Origin of the sequence: Lipingzhangella rawalii (assembly GCF_031628175.1) — a bacterium.
GTDB lineage: Bacteria > Actinomycetota > Actinomycetes > Streptosporangiales > Streptosporangiaceae > Lipingzhangella_A > Lipingzhangella_A rawalii.
Genome location: NZ_JAVLVT010000001.1, coordinates 100,787 through 122,910 on the forward strand (window position 1 = coordinate 100,787; position 22,124 = coordinate 122,910).

Here is a 22,124-nt window from a genome sequence, read left to right on the forward strand (position 1 = left end):
GTTGGTCCAGGAGGAACCGCGCATGACCTCGATCGCGCACCCCGAGCTCGAAGGGCTCGGCAAGTACGAGTACGGCTGGGCAGATCCGGATGTAGCCGGCCAGTCCGCGCGCCGTGGCCTGAACGAAGAGGTGGTTCGCGACATCTCCGGCCAGAAGGACGAGCCGGACTGGATGCGCGACATCCGTCTCAAGGGACTCCAGCTCTTCGAGAAGAAGCCGATCCCCACCTGGGGCTCGGATCTTTCCGACATCGACTTCGACAACATCAAGTACTTCGTCCGGTCCACCGAGGAGCAGGCCACCTCCTGGGAGGAACTGCCCGAGGACATCAAGAACACCTACGACAAGCTCGGTATCCCCGAGGCGGAGAAGCAGCGGCTGGTCGCAGGTGTGGCCGCACAGTACGAGAGCGAGGTTGTCTACCACCAGATCCGCGAGGACCTGGAGGCCCAGGGTGTGCTGTTCCTGGACACCGACACGGCGCTGCGGGACTACCCCGAACTCTTCCAGGAGTACTTCGGCACCGTGATTCCGCCCGGGGACAACAAGTTCGCAGCGCTGAACACCGCGGTGTGGAGTGGTGGTTCCTTCATCTACGTGCCCCCGAACGTCCACGTGGACATCCCGCTCCAGGCCTACTTCCGGATCAACACCGAGAACATGGGCCAGTTCGAGCGGACCCTGATCATTGTGGACGAAGGCGCCTACGTGCACTATGTCGAGGGCTGCACCGCGCCGATCTACAAATCCGACTCGCTGCACTCCGCGGTGGTCGAGATCGTGGTGAAGAAGAACGCCCGGTGCCGGTACACCACCATCCAGAACTGGTCCGGAAACGTGTACAACCTGGTCACCAAGCGGGCGGTGGCCTACGAGGGCGCCACCATGGAGTGGGTCGACGGCAACATCGGCTCCAAGGTGACCATGAAGTACCCCGCCGTCTACCTGATGGGCGAGCACGCCAAGGGCGAGACCCTGTCCGTGGCGTTCGCGGGGGAGGACCAGCACCAGGACGCCGGCGCCAAGATGGTGCACTGTGCCCCCAACACCTCCTCGACGATCGTGTCGAAGTCCGTGGCTCGTAGCGGCGGGCGCGCCTCCTACCGTGGACTGGTCCAGGTGGAGGAGGGCGCCAACCACTCCAAGTCCACGGTGAAGTGTGACGCCCTGCTCATCGACACGGTCAGCCGGTCCGACACATACCCCTACGTGGACGTCCGTGAGGACGACGTGGAGATGGGCCACGAGGCCACCGTCTCCAAGGTGAGTGAGGACCAGCTGTTCTACCTCATGAGCCGTGGCCTCGACGAGGACGAGGCGATGGCGATGATCGTGCGTGGGTTCGTCGAGCCGATCGCGCGCGAGCTTCCCATGGAGTACGCCCTGGAACTGAACCGGCTCATCGAGCTACAGATGGAAGGAGCGGTTGGCTAAGTGAGCGCCACCAACCCAACGACAGCCGCCAGCGCCCCGGCGCCGCACAGCCACGGCGCCGGCGAGCTGCCGATTTCCCGGATCGACGTGCGCGGATCCTTCGATGTCACCGCGTTTCCGGTACCGAGCGGGCGCGAGGAGGAGTGGCGCTTCACTCCACTGCGGCGACTGCGTGGCCTGCACCAGGACGCAGCCGAAGGCCAGGAGGTCAGCTCGGATGTGACGGTGGAGGTCACCGCCGCGGACGGCGTCGTGGCCGAGACCGTGGCACGCACGGATTCGCGCCTGGGCACGTCCTTTCTGCCCACCGACCGGATCAGCGCACGGGCCTACGCCTCGTTCACCGAGGCCACGGTGCTCACCGTGCCCAAGGAGACCGAGGTTGCGGAACCGGTGACCGTGAAGGTCACCGGGCACGGACCGGAGCGTCCCGAGAACCGGTCGTTCGGCCACACCCTGATCAACGTCGAGCGCCACGCTTCCGCCACGGTCGTGCTGGACTACTCCGGGTCGGCCGTCTACGCCGACAACGTGGAGGTTGTGCTCGGCGACGGCGCGCGGTTGACCCTCATCAGCTTGCAGGACTGGGACCGGGGGGCCGCCCACGTCTCCCACCAGTATGACCGCATCGGGCGTGACGCCACCCTGCGGTCGTTCTCGGTGACGCTGGGGGGAGACCTGGTGCGGGTCTCGCCCAGTGTCCGCTACGACGGTCCGGGCGGCGACGCCGAACTGCGCGGGCTGTACTACACGGGTGCCGGGCAACACCACGAGCATCGCTCGTTGATCGACCACAACGTTTCGCGGACGCGGAGCCGGGCCGACTACAAGGGGGCTCTCAGCGGCGCGGACGCCCACGCGGTGTGGATCGGTGACGTCATCATCGGTGAGGGCACCGAGGGAACCGACTCCTACGAGCACAACCACAACCTGGTGCTGACCGACGGCACCCGGGTGGATTCCGTGCCCAACCTCGAGATCTTCACCGGTGAGGTGGAGGGAGCCGGTCACGCGAGCGCCAGCGGGCGGCTCGACGACGTGCACCTGTTCTATCTCCAGTCCCGGGGGATCCCCGCGGATGAGGCCCGCCGGCTGGTGATCCGTGGCTTCTTCGCCGAGTTCATCAACCGGATCGAGCTGCCGCAGCTACGGCAGCGCATCAGTGACGAGGTTGAGGAGAAGCTGGCCGAGCATGAGTGAGGAATTCGTCCGCGCCTGTTCGCTCAGCGACTTGCCCGAACAGGGCGCACTGAGTGTGGAGATCGGCAGTACGCCGATCGCGCTCGCGCGCAGTGACGGCGAGGTCTACGCGGTACGCGACGTGTGCTCGCACGCGGAGGTGGCCCTGTCCGAGGGCGAGGTTGAGGACGGAACCATCGAGTGCTGGCTGCACGGATCCTGCTTTGACCTTTCCTCGGGTGCGGCGATCAACCCGCCCGCGACCAAGCCGGTGCCGACCTACCCAGTCAAGATCGACGGCGAGGATGTTCTCGTCTCGGTCGCCACAGAGAACGCTTAAGGCAGAGACAAACCATGACCAAGTTCGAGATCCGCGGCGTACACGCAGACGTCCTGATCGGTGCCGAGGAGCGCGAGGAGATTCTCAAGGGCGTTGATCTGACCATCAACTCCGGTGAGACCCACGCGATCATGGGACCGAACGGGTCGGGCAAGTCCACCCTGGCCTACGCCATCGCCGGCCATCCCCGCTACGAGATCACCTCCGGTGAGGTGCTGCTGGACGGGGAGAACGTTCTGGAGATGGGCGTGGATGAGCGGGCACGCGCCGGCCTGTTCCTCGCCATGCAGTACCCGGTCGAGGTGCCGGGCGTATCCATGTCCAACTTCCTGCGCAGCGCGGTCACTGCCGTGCGTGGTGAGGCACCGAAACTGCGGGACTTCTCCAAGGAGTTGCAGGGCTCCATGAAGAACCTCGCGATCGACTCCAGCTTCGCTTCCCGCGGTGTGAACGAGGGCTTCTCCGGCGGGGAGAAGAAGCGGCACGAGATTTTGCAGCTGGAGCTGCTCCAGCCGCGTATGGCGATCCTGGACGAGACCGACTCCGGACTCGACGTGGACGCGCTGAAGGTCGTCTCCGAAGGGGTCAACCGTATCCGGCAGAGTGGCGAGGTCGGGGTCATGCTGATCACCCACTACACCCGCATCTTGCAGCACGTCCACCCCGACTATGTCCACGTTTTCGCCGGTGGGCGCATCGCCGAGTCGGGTGGTCCCGAGCTGGCCGACGTGCTGGAGTCCGAGGGCTACGAGCGGTTCGCAAAGGCGGGCGCATAGCCGTGGCGGTGAGTGAGCCTGTCGACGTCGCACGGATCCGGTCCGATTTTCCCATCCTGGACCGGACCGTGCGGCAGGATCGTGCCCTGGTCTACGTCGATTCCGGGGCCACCTCCCAGAAGCCACGCCAGGTCCTCGACGCCGAACGTGACTTCTACGAACGGCACAATGCCGCGGTCCACCGTGGGGCACACCAACTGGCCGAGGAGGCCACCGACGCCTACGAGGACGCACGCTCCACCATCGCCGGATTCGTGGGGGCGCGTTCCGAGGAACTGGTGTTCACGAAGAACACCACCGAGGCCATCAACCTGGTTGCCTACGCGTTGAGTAACGCCGCCACGGCAGGCGAAGCCTACGCAGATCTGGCGGTTGGCCCGGGGGACGAGATCCTGGTGACCGAGATGGAGCACCACGCCAATCTCGTTCCGTGGCAGCAGCTGTGTGAACGTACCGGAGCCCGGCTGCGGTGGCTGTCGGTGACTGCGGACGGCCGGCTGGATCTGTCGGAGCTGGAGGACCTGCTCACGGCACGCACCAAGGTCGTGGCGCTCACACACCAGTCCAACGTGCTGGGAACGATCAACCCGGTCTCCGAGGTCGCGGCCCGGGCCCACGAGGTGGGTGCGCTGGTCGTCGTGGACGGGGCACAGTCGGTGCCACACTTCCCGGTGGACGTCACCCAGCTGGGGGCGGATTTTGTGGCCTTCTCGGGGCACAAGATGCTCGGCCCCAACGGTATCGGGGTGTTGTGGGGGCGCTCGGAGCTCCTGTCGGCTATGCCGCCGTTCCTGACCGGTGGGTCCATGATCGGTGTGGTCTACATGGACCATTCGACCTGGGCTGAACCTCCCCAGAGGTTCGAGGCCGGAGTGCCTATGGCACCCCAGGCGGTGGGGCTGGCCGCGGCATGTGACTATCTCACCGCCGTGGGGATGGACGCGGTGGCGGCGCATGAGCACGCCTTGACGGCCTACGCCGTCAAGCAGATCGGGTCCCTGGACGGAGTGCGCCTGCTCGGCCCGGAGACGGCGGAGAACCGGGGCGCCACCCTGTCCTTCACTGTGGACGACATTCACCCGCACGACGTTGGCCAGGTTATGGACGACCGGGGGGTGGCGGCGCGGGTGGGGCACCACTGTGCGTGGCCGCTGCACCGAAAGCTGGGGGTGGTGGCCAGCACCCGAGCGTCGTTCTACCTGTACAACACCGAGCAGGATGTCGATGCGGTGGTCGAGGGAATCCGCGCAGCGCAGGACTTCTTCGCCCGCACATCGAAGTAGGAGGACATCGGGACGGATGCAGCTCGACAGCATGTACCAGGAGATCATCCTGGACCATTACCGCGATCCGCACCACAAGGGGCTGCGGGAACCGTTCAACGGGGAGGCGCATCACATCAACCCCACGTGCGGGGATGAAGTGACTCTGCGGGTGCAGTTGACTCCGGCTGGTGAGGTTCTCGACGGGGCGGCGACCATCACCGACGTCTCCTACGACAGTATGGGATGTTCCATCAGCCAGGCGAGTGCCTCGGTTTTGACCGACCTGTTGATCGGACAGACTGTCGACGAGGGGATGCGGATCGCAGACGAGTTCACCGAACTGATGCACTCCCGCGGTAGGGGAGAACCGGACGAGGAGATCCTCCAGGACGCGGTCGCCTTTGCCGGGGTGGCCAAGTATCCCGCCCGTATCAAGTGCGCCTTGCTCGCCTGGATGGCGTGGAAGGACGCGACCGCCCAGTCGCTGGCCTGAACTAGTTGGGGAGCGCACGATGACCGAAGCACAGACCACACAGAGCACCGAGGCGCTGGTCGAGGACATCACGGAGTCCCTCAAGGATGTCGTCGACCCCGAGCTGGGCATCAATATCGTCGATCTCGGCCTGCTGTACGGAGTGAACCTCGGTGAGGGAGACAACGGGGACATCACCCTGGACATGACACTGACCAGTGCGGCCTGCCCGCTGACCGATGTCATTGAGGACCAGGTCAACAGTGCGCTCGCCGACTATGAGCGTGAGGTGCACATCAACTGGGTGTGGATGCCCCCGTGGGGGCCGGAGAAGATCACCGAGGACGGCCGCGACCAGCTGCGGATGCTCGGGTTCAACGTCTAGGCTCGCGCCGGACCGTTTCCGCGCGAGCGCCGTGTGGCCGGGGGCTCCCGAACGGGATGCCCCCGGCCACCAACGTATGTGGGGTGCGTTCCGCGATGCCGACGCGTCAGCTCAGCGCGTGGCGTAGAGAGCTGGCCGGAGCTCACCGGCGATGTCGCTGTCGCCTCGGCGCTCCAGCAGCTCCAGCACTCGGTTCACCTCGACGGGGCCGGTCTGGTCGGTTTCGGAAATGCGGCGGAGGATGATCTCAAGCGCTTCTTCGGTCGAGGCGGGAGCCGTGTAGCCGATGAGGTGCAAGGCACGGCTGGTCGGTGGGTGCTCGGGAACGTCTGCGGCGGCGAGACGCCGCGCATCGAGCCGGTCCCCGTCGACGGTGAGGAACACATGATCCCCGGGACGGGCATCGAGCCGGCGCAACAGCGGCCGTAGCGAGTCGAACGCGGGCGCGTCCCGCCAGACCAACACGATCAGGTCCGCTCCCGGCCCGGTCAGGCACAGCAGTTGTCCGGGGCCCAGACCCAGGTGGGCGGCGTATCCCTGCGGCACCCCGACCGGAGCGCCGTTGAGCTGGTCGGCTGTCACGTCGACACGGTGCCACCAGCGCCCGTCCGGAGCGCGGAAGCACTGCGCCGAGGTGGAAACCCGGGCCGGCTGCTGGCTGCGTCCCTCCGTGCGTCTGCGAATGGGGAGCCCGTTGGATGTGGTGGGGCTGCGCGGCTCGGGTGTGGCCGCGGGCGCGGCCACGGGCGGCACGGTGCGTCCGTCGGGCGAGGGTTCTGCCGTGGGCGGGCTGTCCAGGTGGACATAGTCGTCCCGGATGGACACTCCGGGGGTGCTCGCGATCCACGCGTGGGCGACGGGGTGCCGGATACCCAACTGGGTCAGGCGCATGGTCGCCTCGGCCATGCTGGGCTGTCCGGCGAGTAACTGCCGGGTCTGCCACCGAAGCTGCCCAGGATCACCGGTGATCAGCCAACCGTCCTGGGCTCGGCGGTCGGTGAACAGGACGAGCAGCACGCGCCATAAGGGGACCCCCAGGGCGGGAACCTCCACCGTGTGTTCGCTGTGGGCAGCCACGAGCTGGTCCACGGTGGTGGCAACACCCAACTGCTCGTCCACGGTGCGCAGATGCGTGGCCAGTGGGGCACCCTCGGGTGAGGAGAGCCAGCGTAGTAGCCGGTCCTCGACGTCCCGTTGTGCGCTGCGTAGCTGCGCCACGTCGAGACTGTACTGGTGCGCAAGGTCGCGGATGCTCACGGGTTCGGCCGCGAACAGCCGCTGGGAGGCGAGGAGGCGCTGTGGGGCGGACCAGCTCCGAACCACACTGTCCACACGGTCGACGAGGGGGTGCTCGGCCGGGGGCGCGGCACCGGCATACGGGGCGGACACGTCGGGAGTGGGGTGGGGCTGCTCGGGGGACGAACCGCCTGGCCGGGCGGGGGAGAACGCGGGGCGTCGTAACGAGCCGTCCGGCCCCCGCAGGGCGGAGCTGCGCTCCGGACGGGCTGTCCGGGGCTCCTCGTCCCGCTGGTTGCGTAGGGCACGCAGGGTCCGGATCGCCCGGGACGAGGGTGGTGGGGCTTCCGATGCTGGGGGAGAGCCGACGGCGTCGGTGAGATAGTTCAGGGCATCGTGAACGTGCTGGGGTGCCTCAGTCGGAACCCACCCCGATACCGTGCGCAGCGCCTCTTGCATCAGGGCGGGGGAGGGGACGGTGCCACCGGTTCCTGGGGTGCCGAACGGTTGAACCACGCGCAGCATCACCGTGCTCACGACGTCAACCACCCCACAGCTCGGTGGGAGACTCCACGCGCGAAGCGTGGTCAGCGGGGTGTCCACCAAGGTGTCCCAGTCCCCTGCCGTGCGCAGAATGGCGCTGCGTACAGGTTCGCCGATCTCGTTGATGTCCACGGGCGTGGAGTGCAGGCTCGGCAAGGCCTCCCGCAGCGAGAGGTGTTCCCACTGTTCCACCGCGAGCCGGGCGAGATTGGCCGCCAGCCAGGTGGACCCCGCGATCTCCAGGACCCGCGCGAGCGGAAGCGTGTGCCACCACGCGTCTCCCAGCCGGTGGTGCCCCAGGTAGGACTCTGTGGTCACCGGTTCGGGTTTGCTCCACCGCAGCGCAGGGGCGAGGTCGGCGAGGCAGATCGGCGATACGGGGTTCATCTGCGGGGGACCTCGACCTCCTGGAAGCGACTCGCTGGTTTGGGGGGACTCACGCTGGCGCGCCAACTGGATGTGATGGTATGCGCACCGGGGCGCCTACGCCTACCCGGGGGCAGCGCCGAATGCGTGCCCCCGGGTAGGCGGTGGCGGGGTCCGAAACCACGACAACCGGCGCCGCTAACCAGGCTGCGACCGACTGACGTTCCTCGTTTCTGTGATCCTCACCACAAAGATTTTACCGTTTTGTCAACCATGTCCGGTCTCGGAGCGGGGATCGCTACCGTTGGTGTGTTCCGGATGGCCCTCGTCATCCCGAATCGTGTCCACCATGGCGGGGTAGACCGGGACGCTGGCCTCGTTGCCGGGATTGAGGACGAGACCAATTCCCTCCGGGAGGGCACTGGTCAGGTCTCGAACGGCGAGTCGGGCCCGGGGCAGCTCCGCACTGTGCAGATTGAACTGCTCTTCGGAGGTGAAGGCGGGAACAAAGGTGGTCTCGCGAACCTGCAAGGTGGGCAGCGCCACCGAACCGTCCTCCTGTTGCCCCGTGCCCTCCGGCAGGGGGAGCCACAGCTCGCCCTGCCGCAGTACCCCAAGGAAGCGACTCACCGCCTCCACGGTCGCGTCGCTGGCCTCGGATGCGGTCGCGCCTGCCACGCCTGCCGCATCCGGGGCTTCTGCTGTGTTGGTGCCGGCCTCTCCGCCACCCGATGCCGCCGCAGCGGTGTCTGTGGAGTCACCGGTCGCATCCGCGGCGGCGTTTCCGGCCGCGAGCGCGTTGCCGAGCTCAACCTCGACGTCGTTGACGGGAAAACCCGAACCATCGGAGATGGTGGGGTTGTCCGTGGGCTCGCCCGAATCTGAGCTGGTCATAACCTTCCTTGTATCGTCGAGTGCCGGGTGGGCGAGTACTCGCACCCCGGTGGCTGCCAGGGACGGTATGCTGAACTGGCCCCGCCGTACCCAGGCCGTCCGGATCGATGCAACGGTGTCCTGTGACACTCTGTTCGTTGCCCGGCCGTGACCGCCCGCGAGGTCGGTGCCTCCCATGGTGTCCCATTGCGGCGTGGTGCGCACAGTTCGGCTCGAGTCGCATTGATTGGTAACCGTGACAGGACTGGATACAGACCCCCATCGTGACCCTGGCGGCGCTGGTCCCGCAGTCGTTCGTTCCCTGGTGGCGATCGGGGACAGCTTCACCGAAGGATTGGACGACCTCGGTGTGGACGGGGAGTACCGCGGGTTCGCGGATCGCCTCGCCCAGCACCTTGCCATCCAGTGTCCCGGCTTCCGGTATGCGAACCTCGCGGTGCGGGGGCGGCGGATGAACCAGATCTGTGGTGAGCAGCTGGACCAGGCCCTGACGATGTCGCCCGACCTGGTGACCGTGCACGCGGGAGGCAACGACGTTCTGCGGCCCAATACCAATCTCGACCGGCTGGCCGCCATGTTGGACGAGGGGGTGCGCGAACTCCGGGACGCCGGGATTCGCGTGGTGATCCTGTCCGGGCATGACACCGGTTGGATTCCGGTCCTGCGTGCCTATCGTGGGCGGATCGCCGTGTTCAGCATGCACCTACGTGCTATCGCCGAGCGTCACGCCTGCGACATCGTGGACATGTGGGCCATGGCCGCGCTAAACGACGCCCGGGCCTGGAGCGTGGATCGTCTGCACTTCAACGCTGCCGGACACACGATCGTGGCAGCCCGCACCGCCGAGGTGCTCGGTCAACCGATGGGTGGACCTGAACTCTGGAAACATCCCTGGACGACCCCTGCGCTGACGCCGCCGCCGGCAGTTCGGCGCCGCAAGACCCTGCGCTGGACCTATGAACACCTGGTCCCGTGGATCGGTCGGCGGGCCCTGGGGCGGTCCTCCGGGGACGGGCGGCAACCCAAACGACCCGAGCTGACCGTCCTGAATCCGGGGGTTGAGCCCGCAACCGGCAGTGCTCCAGCCACCCACGCGAGTACGGTCGAGAACGTCGACAACACCACCCCCAGCTGGAACGGTCAGTGGGCCTCGCCGACCCAGCACTGTGACCGGCGCATGCCCCAGCCGGACCGCGGATAGCCCGCCGGTGGTGCCCGCGGGATGACGCGTCTCCGTTGATGTCCCGGACGACAGGCCCCGAACTCACGGAACGATCCAGGGACGCTGGAGATCCCTCGTTCGGCGCAGCTGCCCCCGTGTGTCACCCCCATCGACCTTTCCCGACCCTCATCGGCCTCTCCTGAGCCCGATTGTCTGGGGGCTACCCCCAGATGCCACAACCACCCCCATCCCACCCAGCTAGCCGCCCCCATCCCCGGGCCGAGTCGAGAGGCCCGCTCCGGGGGTGAGGCTGGCGTCTGGCGTTGGCCCCGGGCGGTGGGGATAACGACGGGCCATCGCGGATCACGCCCGCTGCCGACCGTGTGCGTTTGCGCGGTTCCGGCCCGGTCTCACTGGATCGGGCTTCAGGGGCGTCGGAAGGCCACGGCGACATTGTGCCCCCCGAAGCCGAAGGACTGGTTCAGGGCACCCACAGCGTCGTTGGGAAGCTCTCGAGGCTTGTCCTGCACAATGTCCACGACGACGTCGTCGTCCAGATCGCTGATGTTGATTGTGGGGGGGATCCGTCCCTCGTGCAGAGCCAGAATGGTCGCGATCGCCTCCACGGCACCGGCACCGCCCAACAGATGCCCGGTCATGGATTTGGTGGAGGTGACCGCCACCCGATCGGCCACGGCATCGCCCAGGGCCTGACGGATTGCCACGGTTTCGCCGACATCTCCGGTCGGCGTGGAGGTGGCATGGGCATTGACGTGGGCGATTTCCGTCGGGGACATCCCGGCATTGGCCAGGGCGCCACGGATCGCGTGCACCTGCCCCTCCGGATCGGGGGCAACCAGGTCGTGTGCGTCGTCGGAGTAGCCGGCCCCGGCCGCCACCGCATACACACGGGCCCCGCGTGCTGCCGCGTGCTCTGCCGATTCCAGGACCACGATTCCGGCGCCCTCACCCATGACGAAACCGTCCCGGTTCACATCCCAGGGGCGGGATGCGCCTGCCGGATCCTCGTTGTGGGTGGACAATGCCCGCATCGACGCGAAGGCAGCGATATTCAGGGGGTGCAGGGCCGCTTCGGTTCCTCCGGCGATCACCACGTCCGCCCGACCGGAGCGCACCATGTCGATGGCATTACCGATCGCCTCGGAACTCGAGGCGCACGCACTCACCGGGGAATGAGCTCCGGCCCGCGCCGTGAACTCCAAAGCGACCGCGCCGGCCGAGCTATTGGGCATGAGCATCGGCACCGTGAACGGCGACACCCGCTTCCAGCCCTTGTCCCGGAAGATGTCGTACTGGTCGAGAGTGGTCAGGATGCCGCCGATTCCGCTGCTGACGACGACCCCCAAGCGCAGCGGATCCACCTCGGTCAGCCCCGAGTCCTGCCACGCTTCCTTCGCCGCGATCAGCGAGAACTGCTGGGTCCGGTCCAGCCGCCGTAGACGCGGGCGGGGCAGGATCTCCGCGGGGTCCACCGCCGCCTGTCCGGCAAATCGCACCGGCAGTTCCGCAACCCAGTCCTCGGTGATGGGGGTTATCCCGGAACGGCCCTCCAGCATCGCGGACCAGGTGGTGGCGACGTCCCCGCCCAGGGGAGTGGTCGCACCCAGGCCAGTGACGACGACATCGCTTGTACTCATGGCCGATCGCGCCCTTCGACGTTCGTTGGGGCGGGTGCCCTCGCCCGGATCGGTATGAGGGCACCCGACAGGTCACGTTCTGCGGACTACTTCTGAACGTAGTTGACGACGTCCTGCACCGTCTTGAGGTCCTTGAGCTTGTCCTCCGGGATCTCCACCCCGAACTTGTCCTGTGCCTCGATCGAGATCTCCACCATCGACAGCGAGTCGATGTCGAGGTCGTCCACGAAGCTCTTCTCCGGGGTGACCTGGTCGGCGGGGACTCCGGCGATCTCGTTGACGATCTCGCCGAGGTTGTTCAGAATTTCCTGCTCGGACAGGGCCATGAGGCTTCTCTCTTTCCTGTGTCGCTGGTCGTGTGTACCGGGGAACTGCGAGGGACGCACCCGGATGGCCCCCGGTTGGCTAGGGCAGTTCCAACACCTGCGCCGCGTACGTCATCCCTGCTCCGAACCCCAGGGTGAGGACGGTGCTGCCGGGAGGAAGATCCCCACGGCCGGACATGCGCGCCAGAGCGAGTGGAATCGACGCGGATGAGGTGTTGCCCGCGGTGACAATATCGCGGGCGATCAGTGCCTGGGGCGCCCCCAGCTTGCGGGCGATCCCCTCCACGATGCGAAGGTTGGCCTGGTGTGGGACGAATGCCGTCACCTCCTCCGGAGCTACACCGGCCCGTTCCAGCGCGGCCAGGGCCACGGGGTAGAGTTCGGTGATCGCCCAGCGGAACACCGCCTGACCCTCCTGATAGAGGTACGCATGGTCCCGCAGGTGGATCGTCTCCGCCTTGTCGCCCGCGCTGCCCCACACCACGGGGCCGATACCGGGACTCTCGTCCGGGCCGACAATCGCGGCACCCGCCCCGTCGGCGAAGATCACGCAGGTGGAACGGTCCGTCCAGTCCACCCAGTCCGACAACTTCTCCGAACCGACCACCAGAACCCGCCCCGCGGAGCCACCACGGATCGCGTCACTGGCCACGGACAGGGCATAGCAGAACCCGGCGCAGGCCGCATTGATATCGAACGCGCCGGGCGCCTCGATCCCGAGTCGGTGCGCGACACTCGCAGCCGTGTTCGGGATCTGGTCGAGCGGGGTGCAGGTGGCCACGATCACCAGATCGATGTCGTGTGGAGTGAGCCCGCTGGCAGCCAAGGCCTTGCCCCCGGCCGCGACAGCCATGTCCACCACGGACTCCTCCGGACCGGCGATGCGCCGCTCGGCGACACCCACCCGACTCTGAATCCACTCATCGGTGGTATCCACCGTGCGGGCCAGGTCGTCGTTGGTGACAACCCGGCTGGGCTGATGCTCGCCGAGCGCGATGACCCGGCTACCAGGCGACTGGGGTGGCAGATTCTTCATGTGTCCACCGTTTCCGTAGGGGAGCGACGGCCAGGTCCGTGTGTATGGGCCGCGATCAGCTCACGAGCCTGGTCCAGATCCTCGGGCGTCTTCACCGCCAGTGTTTCCACTCCGCGTAGGCCACGCTTGGCGAGCCCGGTCAGTGTGCCGGCGGGCGGCAACTCGATCAGGGCGCTCACCCCGGCCTCGGCGAGTGTGGCGGTGCACGCGTCCCAGCGAACCGGGGCGCTGATCTGCGCAACCAGCCGGTCCAGGTACTCCTGCCCATCCTTCACGATGGCCCCGTCCCGGTTCGACAGCAACTGGGTCCGGGGGGCGGCAACGGGTGCACCCGCCGCCGCGCGGCGTAGCCGTGCCACCGCCGGCTCCATGTGTTCGGTGTGGAAGGCGCCGGCAACCGACAACGAACGCAACCGGGCTCGCGCGGGCGGGGCCGCCGCGAACGCCTCGAGCTGCGCGCTGGTGCCGGCCGCCACGATTTGGCCCGAACCGTTGTCGTTAGCCGCGGTGAGGCCGGCCGCGCTGATGGCAGAAAGAACCTCGTCACGATCACCACCGATCACCGCGGTCATCCCGGTGTCACTCGCACTGGCCGCCTCGGCCATGGCACGCCCGCGCTCGGCCACCAGGACCAGCGCCGCTTCGCAACTGAGTACACCCGCGATACCAGCGGCGGTGAATTCCCCCACACTGTGTCCCGCCACGGCGTCGGGCAGCGCCGGGTCATCCGCGAGATTGCCCAGGAGCTGTTCCGCTGCGGCGAGACCCGCGCTGACCAGTAGCGGCTGAGCGACCGCAGTGTCGCGAATCTCCTCGGCGTCGGCCGTCGTGCCATACCGGATGAGATCCAGACCGGTGACCGTCGACCAGTAGGTCAGTCGATCGGCGAGTCCGGGCAGTTCCAGCCAGGGCGTGAGGAAACCAGGCGCTTGGGCGCCTTGTCCGGGAGCAACAATCACAAGCACACCATCTAGACTGCCTTGTCAACGTCCGCGGACTGGAGTCGCACAGGCACGAACTTCCGACCGTCTGGTTTGGGGCATTCATACAAATCCCACCGTCCGGGAGTGACCTGCGGTCGCGCTGGACGCACCAGGGGTGTCAATCTGGAGAGTGATGAGCACAGATCCTGGCCAGACGACACCCGACCCCGAGGACGAGCACCTGCGGGCGGAGACGGCGCGGCGCCTGGAGCGGGCGATGGGCGAACTCGGTACGGCCGCGGTGGCGCGCATGGAGGAACGCCTGTCCTGGTTTCGGGCGATGTCCGCCGAGGACCGTTCCTGGGTGGGTCTGGTGGCCCAGTCCGCGGTTGCGGCGTTCGTCGACTGGTTCAAGGACCCCAATCGGGGGCGACCGGCCATCACAGTGGAGGTCTACGGCACGGCACCGCGTGAGCTCACCCGTTCCGTGTCCCTGCAACAGACCGTGGAGATGGTTCGGCTGGTCGTGGATACGGCCGAGGCGCGCGTGGGTGAGCTGGCGGCCCCCGGCGGGGAGCAGCAGCTGCGGGAGGCCATGCTGCGCTACACGCGCGAGGTTGCCTTCAGCACGGCCAAGGTGTACGCGCGTGCCGCGGAGGCGCGCGGTGCTTGGGACGCTCGCTTGGAGGCCCTGGTTGTGGACGCGCTCCTGCACGGGGATGGCGAGGAGGGATTGGCGACCTGGGGAACCGCGCTGAGCTGGTCGCATTCTCCCGTCATCGTGGTTGCGGGATACCGTCCGGAGGCCCAACCGGAAACCACGCTGATGGACGAGGTTCGTCGACTCGCACGCCGGCAGGGGCATGACGTCCTGGCCGGCATGCAGGGGGAACGGCTCATTGTCGTCCTGGGGGTGAACGCCAAAGTCCAGGGGGCCGAGGATCCACTACGGGTCGCCGGCACCCTGGCCGGAGCCTACGCTCCGGGGCCGATTGTGGTGGGACCGCCGGTACCGGACCTGCACTCCGCGGCCTCCTCGGCGCGCGTCGCGGTCAGTGGCCTGCGGGCAGCCGTGGCCTGGCCGGATGCTCCCCGGCCCGTACTGGCCCAGGACCTGCTGCCGGAACGTGCGCTGGCCGGGGAAGACAGCGCCGGCCAGGAGCTGGTGCGTGAGGTGTACCTTCCGTTGCGGAGCGCAGGTTCCCCGCTGTTGGAGACGCTGACGGTCTATCTGGAACACGCCAGTTCCCTGGAAGCCACGGCACGCATGTTGTTCGTACATCCCAACACCGTTCGATACCGGCTGGGCCGGATCGCCGACCTCACCGGATACGCCCCGACGGATGGGCGTGGTTCGTTCGCGTTGCGGGTCGCCGTGGCGCTGGGCCGCCTCTCCGGGCAGGAGACCACTGGCTGAGGCCTGGCGGGGCGGGGATGTGAACCCCGATCTGCACCGCGGCGTCCTTGTTCACAGTGAGATGCTTTGCTGGCCATCTGTGACGATAGGGTGGCCAGTGCGGTAACGGGGCCGAATTTTCGGGGAGATGACATCGTGGTTGATGTGTCGGTAGTTTCGGTAGTCCGATCCATAGGTACCTGGATTGTGGGCCAGGTTCGGGCATTCCGGGAACCGACCATGGCCGGTTATCTACGTCGGGTTGTGCTGGTGTTTCTGCCAGTGCCGTTGGCGGCCCTGGTTCCCATCACGATCGCTGTGTCCGCAAGCTGGGCAGCGGCGGGCTGGCTGGTCTTGGTAAGTGTCTCGGTGAGCGTGGCCTCACTGTTGATGTGCCTGATCATGCAGCCCCCACCCCTGCCGGAGGGGCTATCCACCCGCGCGTCAGTGCGACGTTCCCTGCATCGCTACCAGCAGGTCACACGCCTGCGGATCGCCCTGCCGCTGGCGGCCCTGGCCACCGGGGGCGTTGCGGCCGTGACCAGCGGTGGGTTGGCGCCCTACGTGGCGGCGCTCGTGCTCGCGTGGCCCCAGCTGCTGTTGGCCCTGCCGTCGTACCACAACATCTCCCGGGCGCGGCAGAGCATGGAGTCCTGGGGCGCGCAGGCGCAGCTGTGGGCCGCACTGGCCGAGCCCGCACCGGAGGTTCGGCCCGGCCGGCGGCGTGATCAGTTCGCATCGCTGCCCGGGCACGGGGGAGCGGAACCAGCCGGAACTCCAGCCGGTGGCGCAGCGCAGGACTCGGGTGGATCGGCGCGGCGTAGCCATCTGGCGCGGCCACCGATCCGGCGCCCGGCCGGGGCCAGCCGCCCCGTCCCGGGAGGGCCGCGGCGCCCGGGCCCCGGCCGGACTGGTCGGGTGCGGGTGCGCCGGGACTGAGGTGGCGCCGGGTCCCCGCTCCCGGTCCTGCGGTCGTTGCGGGACGTTCCAGCGGACGGCGTGGTCACTTCCGGGTGGAAGCGCAGCGTCCCTGTGCTGGCCGCTCAGCCGGATTCCGGCCTCTCTCGGCTACGGCCCCGTCCACGCTCTGGCGGCGTTTCCCGAATCTCGGTGCCACGCCGAGGCTGGTTGAAACGTCCACGGGGCGTGTGGCGGTGCCGGAAGGTCGGCCCCAGCCCGGTGCCTCCGCTGCGGTCGTCGGTTCTGCTGGCGTATTGGCTGGGCTGGCTGGGCTGGCTGGGTTGGCACTGCCGCGTTCACTTCCCGTGTTGCCCTGCGCGTGAACCGGCAGGTCGGAGCGTGGCCGGCACTCACAATCCCCGAATCGAACCAATGACCGGGCATCCCCGTCCCCCTGCCGGCATAGTGGGGGTTGCGGGATGTGGCCGTCACGTTCCGCAGCTGTGGTCCTCGGCAAGGATTGTTCAACAACGCGTGGGGCGCGGGCGCGGAGTGAGGCTGCTCACCGGTTGTGGTCGCGAAACGACCAGGGCATCCAGGGAAGAGGTGTGGTGTGACCGAGCGGGGATGGCAGTTCTGGGTAGATCGTGGTGGCACGTTCACCGACATCGTCGCTCGGCGCCCCGATGGTCACCTGGTGACTCATAAGCTCCTGTCCGAGAACCCGGGGCACTACCGCGACGCCGCGGTGGCCGGAATTCGGCAGTTGCTGGGCCTCCACCCCGACGTCGCCGTTCCAGCCGGCCAGATCGAAGTGGTGCGGATGGGAACGACCGTTGCGACCAACGCCCTCCTCGAGCGCACCGGCGAACCCACGGTGCTGGTAACTACCCGTGGGTTCGCGGACGCGCTCCGAATCGCCTACCAGGACCGGCCCGAGATTTTCGACCGCCACATCCAGCTTCCCGAGATGCTGTACCGGCAGGTGGTGGAGGTGGACGAGCGGATGGCGGCGGACGGTACCCCGTTGCGCGTCCCCGACCTGGAGCGTGTCGCCGCGGATCTCCAGGCGTCCTATGCGGCCGGGGCTCGGGCTGTGGCCATCGTGCTTATGCACAGCCACCAGTACCCCGAGCACGAACGTCTCCTCGCTGCCGTCGCGCGTCGGATCGGCTTCACGCAGATCTCCGTCTCCAGCGAGGTCAGTCCGCTGATGAAGCTGGTGCCTCGGGGGGACACCACGGTCGTGGACGCCTACCTGTCCCCGGTGCTCCAGCGCTACGTCGACGATGTCGCCACGGCAACGAGCGGTGTGCGGCTGATGTTCATGCAGTCCAACGGGGGCCTGACCGACGCGCATCAGTTCCGCGGCAAGGATGCGATCCTGTCCGGTCCCGCCGGGGGCATTGTCGGTATGGCCCGCATGTCCCGTATGGCGGGCTTCGAGCATGTCATTGGATTCGACATGGGCGGGACGTCCACCGACGTTTCGCACTACGCCGGTTCCTTCGAACGCGTCCTGTACACCCAGGTCTCCGGAGCGCGTCTGCGCGCCCCCATGTTGGACATTCACACGGTCGCTGCCGGTGGGGGATCCGTGCTGCATTTCGACGGTAGCCGGCTGCGGGTGGGGCCGGGGTCCGCTGGGGCTAACCCCGGCCCGAGCTGTTACCGCAATGGTGGCCCCCTCACCGTGACCGACGCCAACGTGATGCTGGGCCGCATCCAGCCCGACCACTTTCCGCACGTGTTCGGCCCGCACGGCGACCAGCCGCTCGATTCGGCCTTGGTACGGCGACGATTCGGGGAACTGGCCCACTCGATCACTGCACACACGGGGGTGGAACGCAGCGCCGAACAGGTGGCCGAAGGCTTCCTGCGGATCGCCGTGCTCAACATGGCCAATGCTGTCAAGCGCATCTCGGTGCAGAAGGGGCACGACGTCACCACCTATGCTCTGACCACCTTCGGTGGCGCCGGTGGACAGCATGCCTGTGCGGTGGCCGACTCCCTGGGCATCCGTACTGTCCTGGTGCCGCCGATGGCAGGAGTGCTGTCCGCGCTGGGAATGGGGCTGGCCGACACGGCGGCCCTGCGGGAACAGTCGGTGGAGCGCCCGTTGACCCCCGAACTCATGCCGACCCTCCGGTCGATCGCCTCCGAGCTGGAGAACCACACCCGGGCCGAGCTCGTGGCGGAGGGGGTCCTGCCCGAACACAGTGATGCGGTGTGGCGCGCCCAGATCCGTTACGACGGAACCGACACCCCAGTCGCGGTCACTCTGGGTGACTATGCGTCCATAGTGGCGGAGTTCGAGGCGGCGCATCGCCGCACCTACTCGTTTCTCCTGGAACGTGGGCTCGTGGTCGAGGCGGTGACCGTGGAGGCGATCGGCCACACGGAGCAGCCGGATCTCACCCGTCACGCCGAGACCACCGTCGCGGCCAGCCCCGTGGGTGGTGGAGGAGTGCCCGCGATCCCCACGCGCGGGAGCATCTACAGCCATGGGCGGTGGCACTCGGTGTCGTTGCACCACCGCGGGCAGCTGCGGGCTGGTCACCGTGTACGGGGCCCCGCGTTGATTGTGGAGGAGCAGGCCACCACCGTGGTGGCCGAGGGGTGGGAGGCGTATCTGCCCGAGGCATCGGTCGATGGGTTCCTGCGGATGGACCGGGTGCGGGCCAGAGCCGACGACGCAGCCGAGGCCGGCACGCGCCCGGACCCGGTACTCCTCGAGGTGTTCAACAATCTGTTCATGTCGATCGCCGAACAGATGGGAGCACGGCTCGAACAGACCGCCCAGTCCGTCAACATCAAACAGCGCCTGGACTTTTCCTGCGCCCTGTTTGATCCGGACGGCAACCTTATTGCGAACGCGCCACACATGCCGGTGCACCTCGGTTCCATGGGAACCACCGTGCAGGAGGTGATCCGGCGCAACACCGGGAGCATGCGGCCCGGCGACGTCTACGCCGTCAACGACCCTTACCACGGAGGAACCCACCTCCCCGACATCACCGTGGTCACGCCGGTATTCGACGGACCTGGCGCCCAGGTGCTGTTCTATGTGGCCTCCCGTGGTCACCACGCCGAGATCGGTGGGGTGACGCCCGGATCGATGCCGGCGCACAGTCGGGAAGTACACGAGGAGGGGGTGCTGTTCGACAACTGGCTGCTGGCGCGGGACGGGCAGTTTCGGGAGACCGAGACGCGAGAACTGCTGACGGGAGCCCGTCACCCGTCGCGTTCCCCCGAGGTCAACCTCGCCGACCTGCGGGCCCAGATCGCAGCGAACGCCAAAGGCGTTGCCGAAGTCGATGCGATGATCGAGCACTTCGGGCTGGACGTGGTACTCGCCTACATGCGTCACGTCCAAGACAACGCCGAGGAATCCGTACGGAAGGTGATTGACGCCCTCGATGACGGCGCCTACACCTACGAGATGGACTCTGGGGCGGTGATCGCCGTGCGTATCAGTGTGGACCGTGCCCGTCGGAGCGCCACCGTCGACTTCACCGGCACCTCCGCGCAACTCGACACCAACTTCAACGCGCCCTCCTCTGTGGCCACCGCGGCGGTCCTCTACGTGTTTCGGACGCTCGTCGCCGACGACATTCCGCTCAACGACGGTTGCCTCAAACCGTTGCGGCTGGTGATCCCGCCGGGATCCATGCTGGCCCCGGACTATCCGGCAGCGGTGGTCGCCGGGAACGTCGAGACCTCCCAGGCGGTGACCGGGGCTCTGTACGCCGCGCTAGGGATTCAGGCGGAGGGCTCGGGGACGATGAACAACGTCACCTTCGGCAACGCCAACCACCAGTACTACGAGACGATCGGTTCCGGGGCCGGTGCTGGGGCGGGATTCTGTGGCGCCTCGGTGGTGCAGACACACATGACCAACTCGCGACTCACCGACCCCGAGGTTCTGGAGTGGCGGCTGCCCGTTCGGCTGGAGGAATTCCGGATTCGCTCCGGAAGCGGTGGTGCCGGGCGGTGGCGCGGGGGAGACGGTGGGCTGCGCCGACTTCGTTTCCTGGAGCCGATGACGCTCAGTACCCTCTCCGGGCATCGTCGTATCGCACCGTACGGTATGGCTGGCGGGAACCCGGGGGCGCTGGGGCGAAACGTGGTGGAGCGTGCGGATGGCAGCCGGGTCGAGCTGGCCGGTTGTGACTCGGTGGAGGTTCGGGTCGACGACGTCCTGATAATCGAAACCCCCGGTGGGGGCGGATTCGGGCAACCCCCATCCGTGCCGCCAGACGGATCCTGACCCGCTCGACCATGGACGGGGCGGGACGGTGGGGGGCGCAGCGCTACAGGATCGCCTCGGGCGAGTAGGCCGCGGCCTGCGGATGTGCGGCCACGATCTCGCCGACGGTTCGACTGACGGCGGTCACCTGGTCCGCCGCCGCTCCCGTGAAGGACATCCGGTCGGCGAGCAGGGCGTCCAACTCGGCACGGTCGAGGGGAAGCCGCGGATCCCGCGCGAGTCTGCCCAAGAGCTCGTTGTCGCCCGAGCCCTGCTCCCGCAGGGCGAGGGCGGCAGCGACCGCGTGCTCCTTGATCGCCTCGTGGGCCGTCTCCCGCCCGACCCCTTTGCGCACGGCTGCCATGAGCACCTTCGTGGTTGCGAGGAAGGGCAGATAACGCTCCAACTCGCGGTCCAACACGGCGGGGAAGGCGCCGAACTCGTCGAGCACCGTGAGCATGGTCTCCAACAGCCCGTCCAGCGCGAAAAAGGCGTCCGGCAGCGCCACCCGGCGGACCACGGAACAGGACACATCGCCCTCGTTCCACTGTTGTCCCGCCAGCTCGGCGGTCATCCCCGCATAGCCCCGCAGGACGACGGCCAGCCCGTTGACCCGTTCACAGGAGCGGGTATTCATCTTGTGCGGCATCGCGCTCGATCCGACCTGCCCCGGCCGGAACCCCTCGGTGACCGCGTCGTGGCCGGCCATCAGGCGGATCGTCGTCGCCAGACTGGAGGGGGCTGCGGCCAGCTGTACCAGCGCGGTGAGGACCTCGTGGTCCAGGGAGCGGGGATAGACCTGGCCCACGCTTCGCAGGACCTGATCGAAACCGAGATGCTGTGCTACACGGCGCTCCAGCTCGGCGAGTGGCGCAGAGTCCCCTCCCAGCAGGTCCAGCATGTCCTGTGCGGTGCCCACCGGTCCTTTGATCCCGCGCAGTGGGTATCGAGAGATCAGCTCGTCGAGCCGGGTGTAGGCGATCAGTAGTTCGTCCGCGGCGGTGGCGAACCGCTTGCCGAGGGTTGTCGCCTGGGCGGCGACGTTGTGGGAGCGGCCGGGCAGCACCGTGTCGGTGTGTTCCGTGGCCCGGCGGGCGAGTCGGTCCAGCAGCGCCACGCAGCGGTCCCGCACATGACACAGGCTGGACCGCACCTGGAGCTGTTCGACGTTCTCGGTGAGGTCGCGTGAGGTCATCCCCGTGTGGGCGTACTCGTGCCCGGCCAGCGCGTTGAATTCCTCGATGCGAGCCTTGACGTCATGGCGGGTCACCCGCTCCCGCTCGGCGATGGAGGCGAGGTCGACCCGCTCCACGACGCTCTCGTAGTCGCGGATCGCGGCGTCGGGAACATCCACTCCGAGTTGGGCCTGGGCCCGCAGTACCGCGATCCAGAGCCGGCGCTCCAGGACGACCTTGTGGGCTGGCGACCACAGCTCGGTGAGCGTGGACGAGGCGTAGCGCGTGGCCAGGACGTCGGGAATCTGCGGTGCGGAAGTCACGATTCTCCAGCCTAGCGGGCCGCGACGGCCGGTGGCGACGGAAACGGCCGGTATGACCGAACGGGTCATACCGGCCGCGGCGGGT

General features: G+C 67.6%; 18 protein-coding genes. 11 read left to right on the forward strand and 7 right to left on the reverse strand.

Going from position 1 to position 22,124, the window contains the following annotated elements; all coding sequences use genetic code 11:
• Nucleotides 1-22: 22 nt before the first annotated feature.
• From sufB to RIF23_RS00510, 7 genes are read left to right on the forward strand one after another with little or no spacing between them, the layout of a single operon-like run.
• Complete coding sequence (gene sufB / locus RIF23_RS00480) at nucleotides 23-1,435, forward strand: Fe-S cluster assembly protein SufB (RefSeq protein ID WP_310910276.1); 1,413 nt, start codon at nucleotides 23-25, stop codon at nucleotides 1,433-1,435.
• Entirely contained in the window at nucleotides 1,436-2,635 is a 1,200-nt protein-coding gene (sufD, locus tag RIF23_RS00485) for a Fe-S cluster assembly protein SufD (protein ID WP_310910277.1), read from the forward strand.
• On the forward strand, nucleotides 2,628-2,954 hold the full coding sequence (locus tag RIF23_RS00490; RefSeq protein ID WP_310910278.1) for a non-heme iron oxygenase ferredoxin subunit: 327 nt from the start codon (nucleotides 2,628-2,630) through the stop codon (nucleotides 2,952-2,954). Before sufD ends, RIF23_RS00490 begins: the two co-directional genes overlap by 8 nt.
• Nucleotides 2,955-2,968: 14 nt before the next feature.
• On the forward strand, nucleotides 2,969-3,730 hold the full coding sequence (gene sufC, locus RIF23_RS00495; protein ID WP_310910279.1) for a Fe-S cluster assembly ATPase SufC: 762 nt from the start codon (nucleotides 2,969-2,971) through the stop codon (nucleotides 3,728-3,730).
• An 8-nt stretch (nucleotides 3,731-3,738) separates the two neighbouring features.
• Nucleotides 3,739-5,013 carry a cysteine desulfurase gene (locus RIF23_RS00500; RefSeq protein ID WP_310910280.1) on the forward strand — a complete coding sequence of 425 codons (1,275 nt, stop codon included), beginning with the start codon at nucleotides 3,739-3,741 and terminating at the stop codon, nucleotides 5,011-5,013.
• Between the two features lie 16 nt (nucleotides 5,014-5,029).
• Nucleotides 5,030-5,488 carry a Fe-S cluster assembly sulfur transfer protein SufU gene (gene sufU / locus RIF23_RS00505; RefSeq protein WP_310910281.1) on the forward strand — a complete coding sequence of 153 codons (459 nt, stop codon included), beginning with the start codon at nucleotides 5,030-5,032 and terminating at the stop codon, nucleotides 5,486-5,488.
• Between the two features lie 19 nt (nucleotides 5,489-5,507).
• Nucleotides 5,508-5,852, forward strand: coding sequence for a metal-sulfur cluster assembly factor (locus RIF23_RS00510; protein ID WP_310910282.1), 345 nt, complete (start codon nucleotides 5,508-5,510; stop codon nucleotides 5,850-5,852).
• Between the two features lie 111 nt (nucleotides 5,853-5,963).
• On the opposite strand, the gene RIF23_RS00515 is transcribed toward RIF23_RS00510, so the two are convergent.
• Both RIF23_RS00515 and RIF23_RS00520 read right to left on the reverse strand, forming a co-directional pair.
• The gene (locus RIF23_RS00515; RefSeq protein ID WP_310910283.1) at nucleotides 5,964-8,018 is read right to left on the reverse strand and encodes a hypothetical protein; all 2,055 of its coding nucleotides are present in this window, start codon (nucleotides 8,016-8,018) and stop codon (nucleotides 5,964-5,966) included.
• 246 nt (nucleotides 8,019-8,264) lie between these two features.
• Entirely contained in the window at nucleotides 8,265-8,891 is a 627-nt protein-coding gene (locus RIF23_RS00520; protein ID WP_310910284.1) for an SseB family protein, read from the reverse strand.
• Nucleotides 8,892-9,195: 304 nt separating this feature from the next.
• Here RIF23_RS00520 and RIF23_RS00525 point away from each other — a divergent pair, with 304 nt between their 5' ends.
• The gene (locus tag RIF23_RS00525) at nucleotides 9,196-10,092 is read left to right on the forward strand and encodes an SGNH/GDSL hydrolase family protein (RefSeq protein ID WP_310911192.1); all 897 of its coding nucleotides are present in this window, start codon (nucleotides 9,196-9,198) and stop codon (nucleotides 10,090-10,092) included.
• 386 nt (nucleotides 10,093-10,478) lie between these two features.
• Here RIF23_RS00525 and fabF read toward each other — a convergent pair whose 3' ends face one another.
• The 4 genes from fabF to RIF23_RS00545 form a co-directional block, all read right to left on the reverse strand.
• Nucleotides 10,479-11,711: a beta-ketoacyl-ACP synthase II gene (gene fabF / locus RIF23_RS00530; protein WP_310910285.1), complete on the reverse strand. Its 1,233-nt coding sequence runs from the start codon at nucleotides 11,709-11,711 to the stop codon at nucleotides 10,479-10,481.
• Between the two features lie 86 nt (nucleotides 11,712-11,797).
• Nucleotides 11,798-12,037, reverse strand: coding sequence for an acyl carrier protein (locus RIF23_RS00535; RefSeq protein ID WP_310910286.1), 240 nt, complete (start codon nucleotides 12,035-12,037; stop codon nucleotides 11,798-11,800).
• Nucleotides 12,038-12,116: 79 nt separating this feature from the next.
• A complete protein-coding gene (locus RIF23_RS00540) occupies nucleotides 12,117-13,073 on the reverse strand; it encodes a beta-ketoacyl-ACP synthase III (protein WP_310910287.1) in 957 nt (318 codons plus the stop codon).
• Complete coding sequence (locus RIF23_RS00545) at nucleotides 13,070-14,038, reverse strand: ACP S-malonyltransferase (RefSeq protein WP_310910288.1); 969 nt, start codon at nucleotides 14,036-14,038, stop codon at nucleotides 13,070-13,072. Before RIF23_RS00545 ends, RIF23_RS00540 begins: the two co-directional genes overlap by 4 nt.
• A 151-nt stretch (nucleotides 14,039-14,189) precedes the next feature.
• Here RIF23_RS00545 and RIF23_RS00550 point away from each other — a divergent pair, with 151 nt between their 5' ends.
• The 3 genes from RIF23_RS00550 (at nucleotide 14,190) to RIF23_RS00560 (ending at nucleotide 20,562) form a co-directional block, all read left to right on the forward strand.
• Complete coding sequence (locus RIF23_RS00550; RefSeq protein WP_310910289.1) at nucleotides 14,190-15,413, forward strand: PucR family transcriptional regulator; 1,224 nt, start codon at nucleotides 14,190-14,192, stop codon at nucleotides 15,411-15,413.
• A gap of 186 nt (nucleotides 15,414-15,599) precedes the next feature.
• Nucleotides 15,600-16,331, forward strand: a complete 732-nt coding sequence (locus RIF23_RS00555; RefSeq protein ID WP_310910290.1) for a hypothetical protein — start codon at nucleotides 15,600-15,602, stop codon at nucleotides 16,329-16,331.
• A 574-nt stretch (nucleotides 16,332-16,905) separates the two neighbouring features.
• Entirely contained in the window at nucleotides 16,906-20,562 is a 3,657-nt protein-coding gene (locus tag RIF23_RS00560; RefSeq protein WP_310910291.1) for a hydantoinase B/oxoprolinase family protein, read from the forward strand.
• A gap of 43 nt (nucleotides 20,563-20,605) precedes the next feature.
• Here the strand turns inward: RIF23_RS00560 and purB are convergent, their stop codons facing one another.
• Nucleotides 20,606-22,039: an adenylosuccinate lyase gene (gene purB / locus RIF23_RS00565; protein WP_310910292.1), complete on the reverse strand. Its 1,434-nt coding sequence runs from the start codon at nucleotides 22,037-22,039 to the stop codon at nucleotides 20,606-20,608.
• Nucleotides 22,040-22,124: the final 85 nt, after the last annotated feature.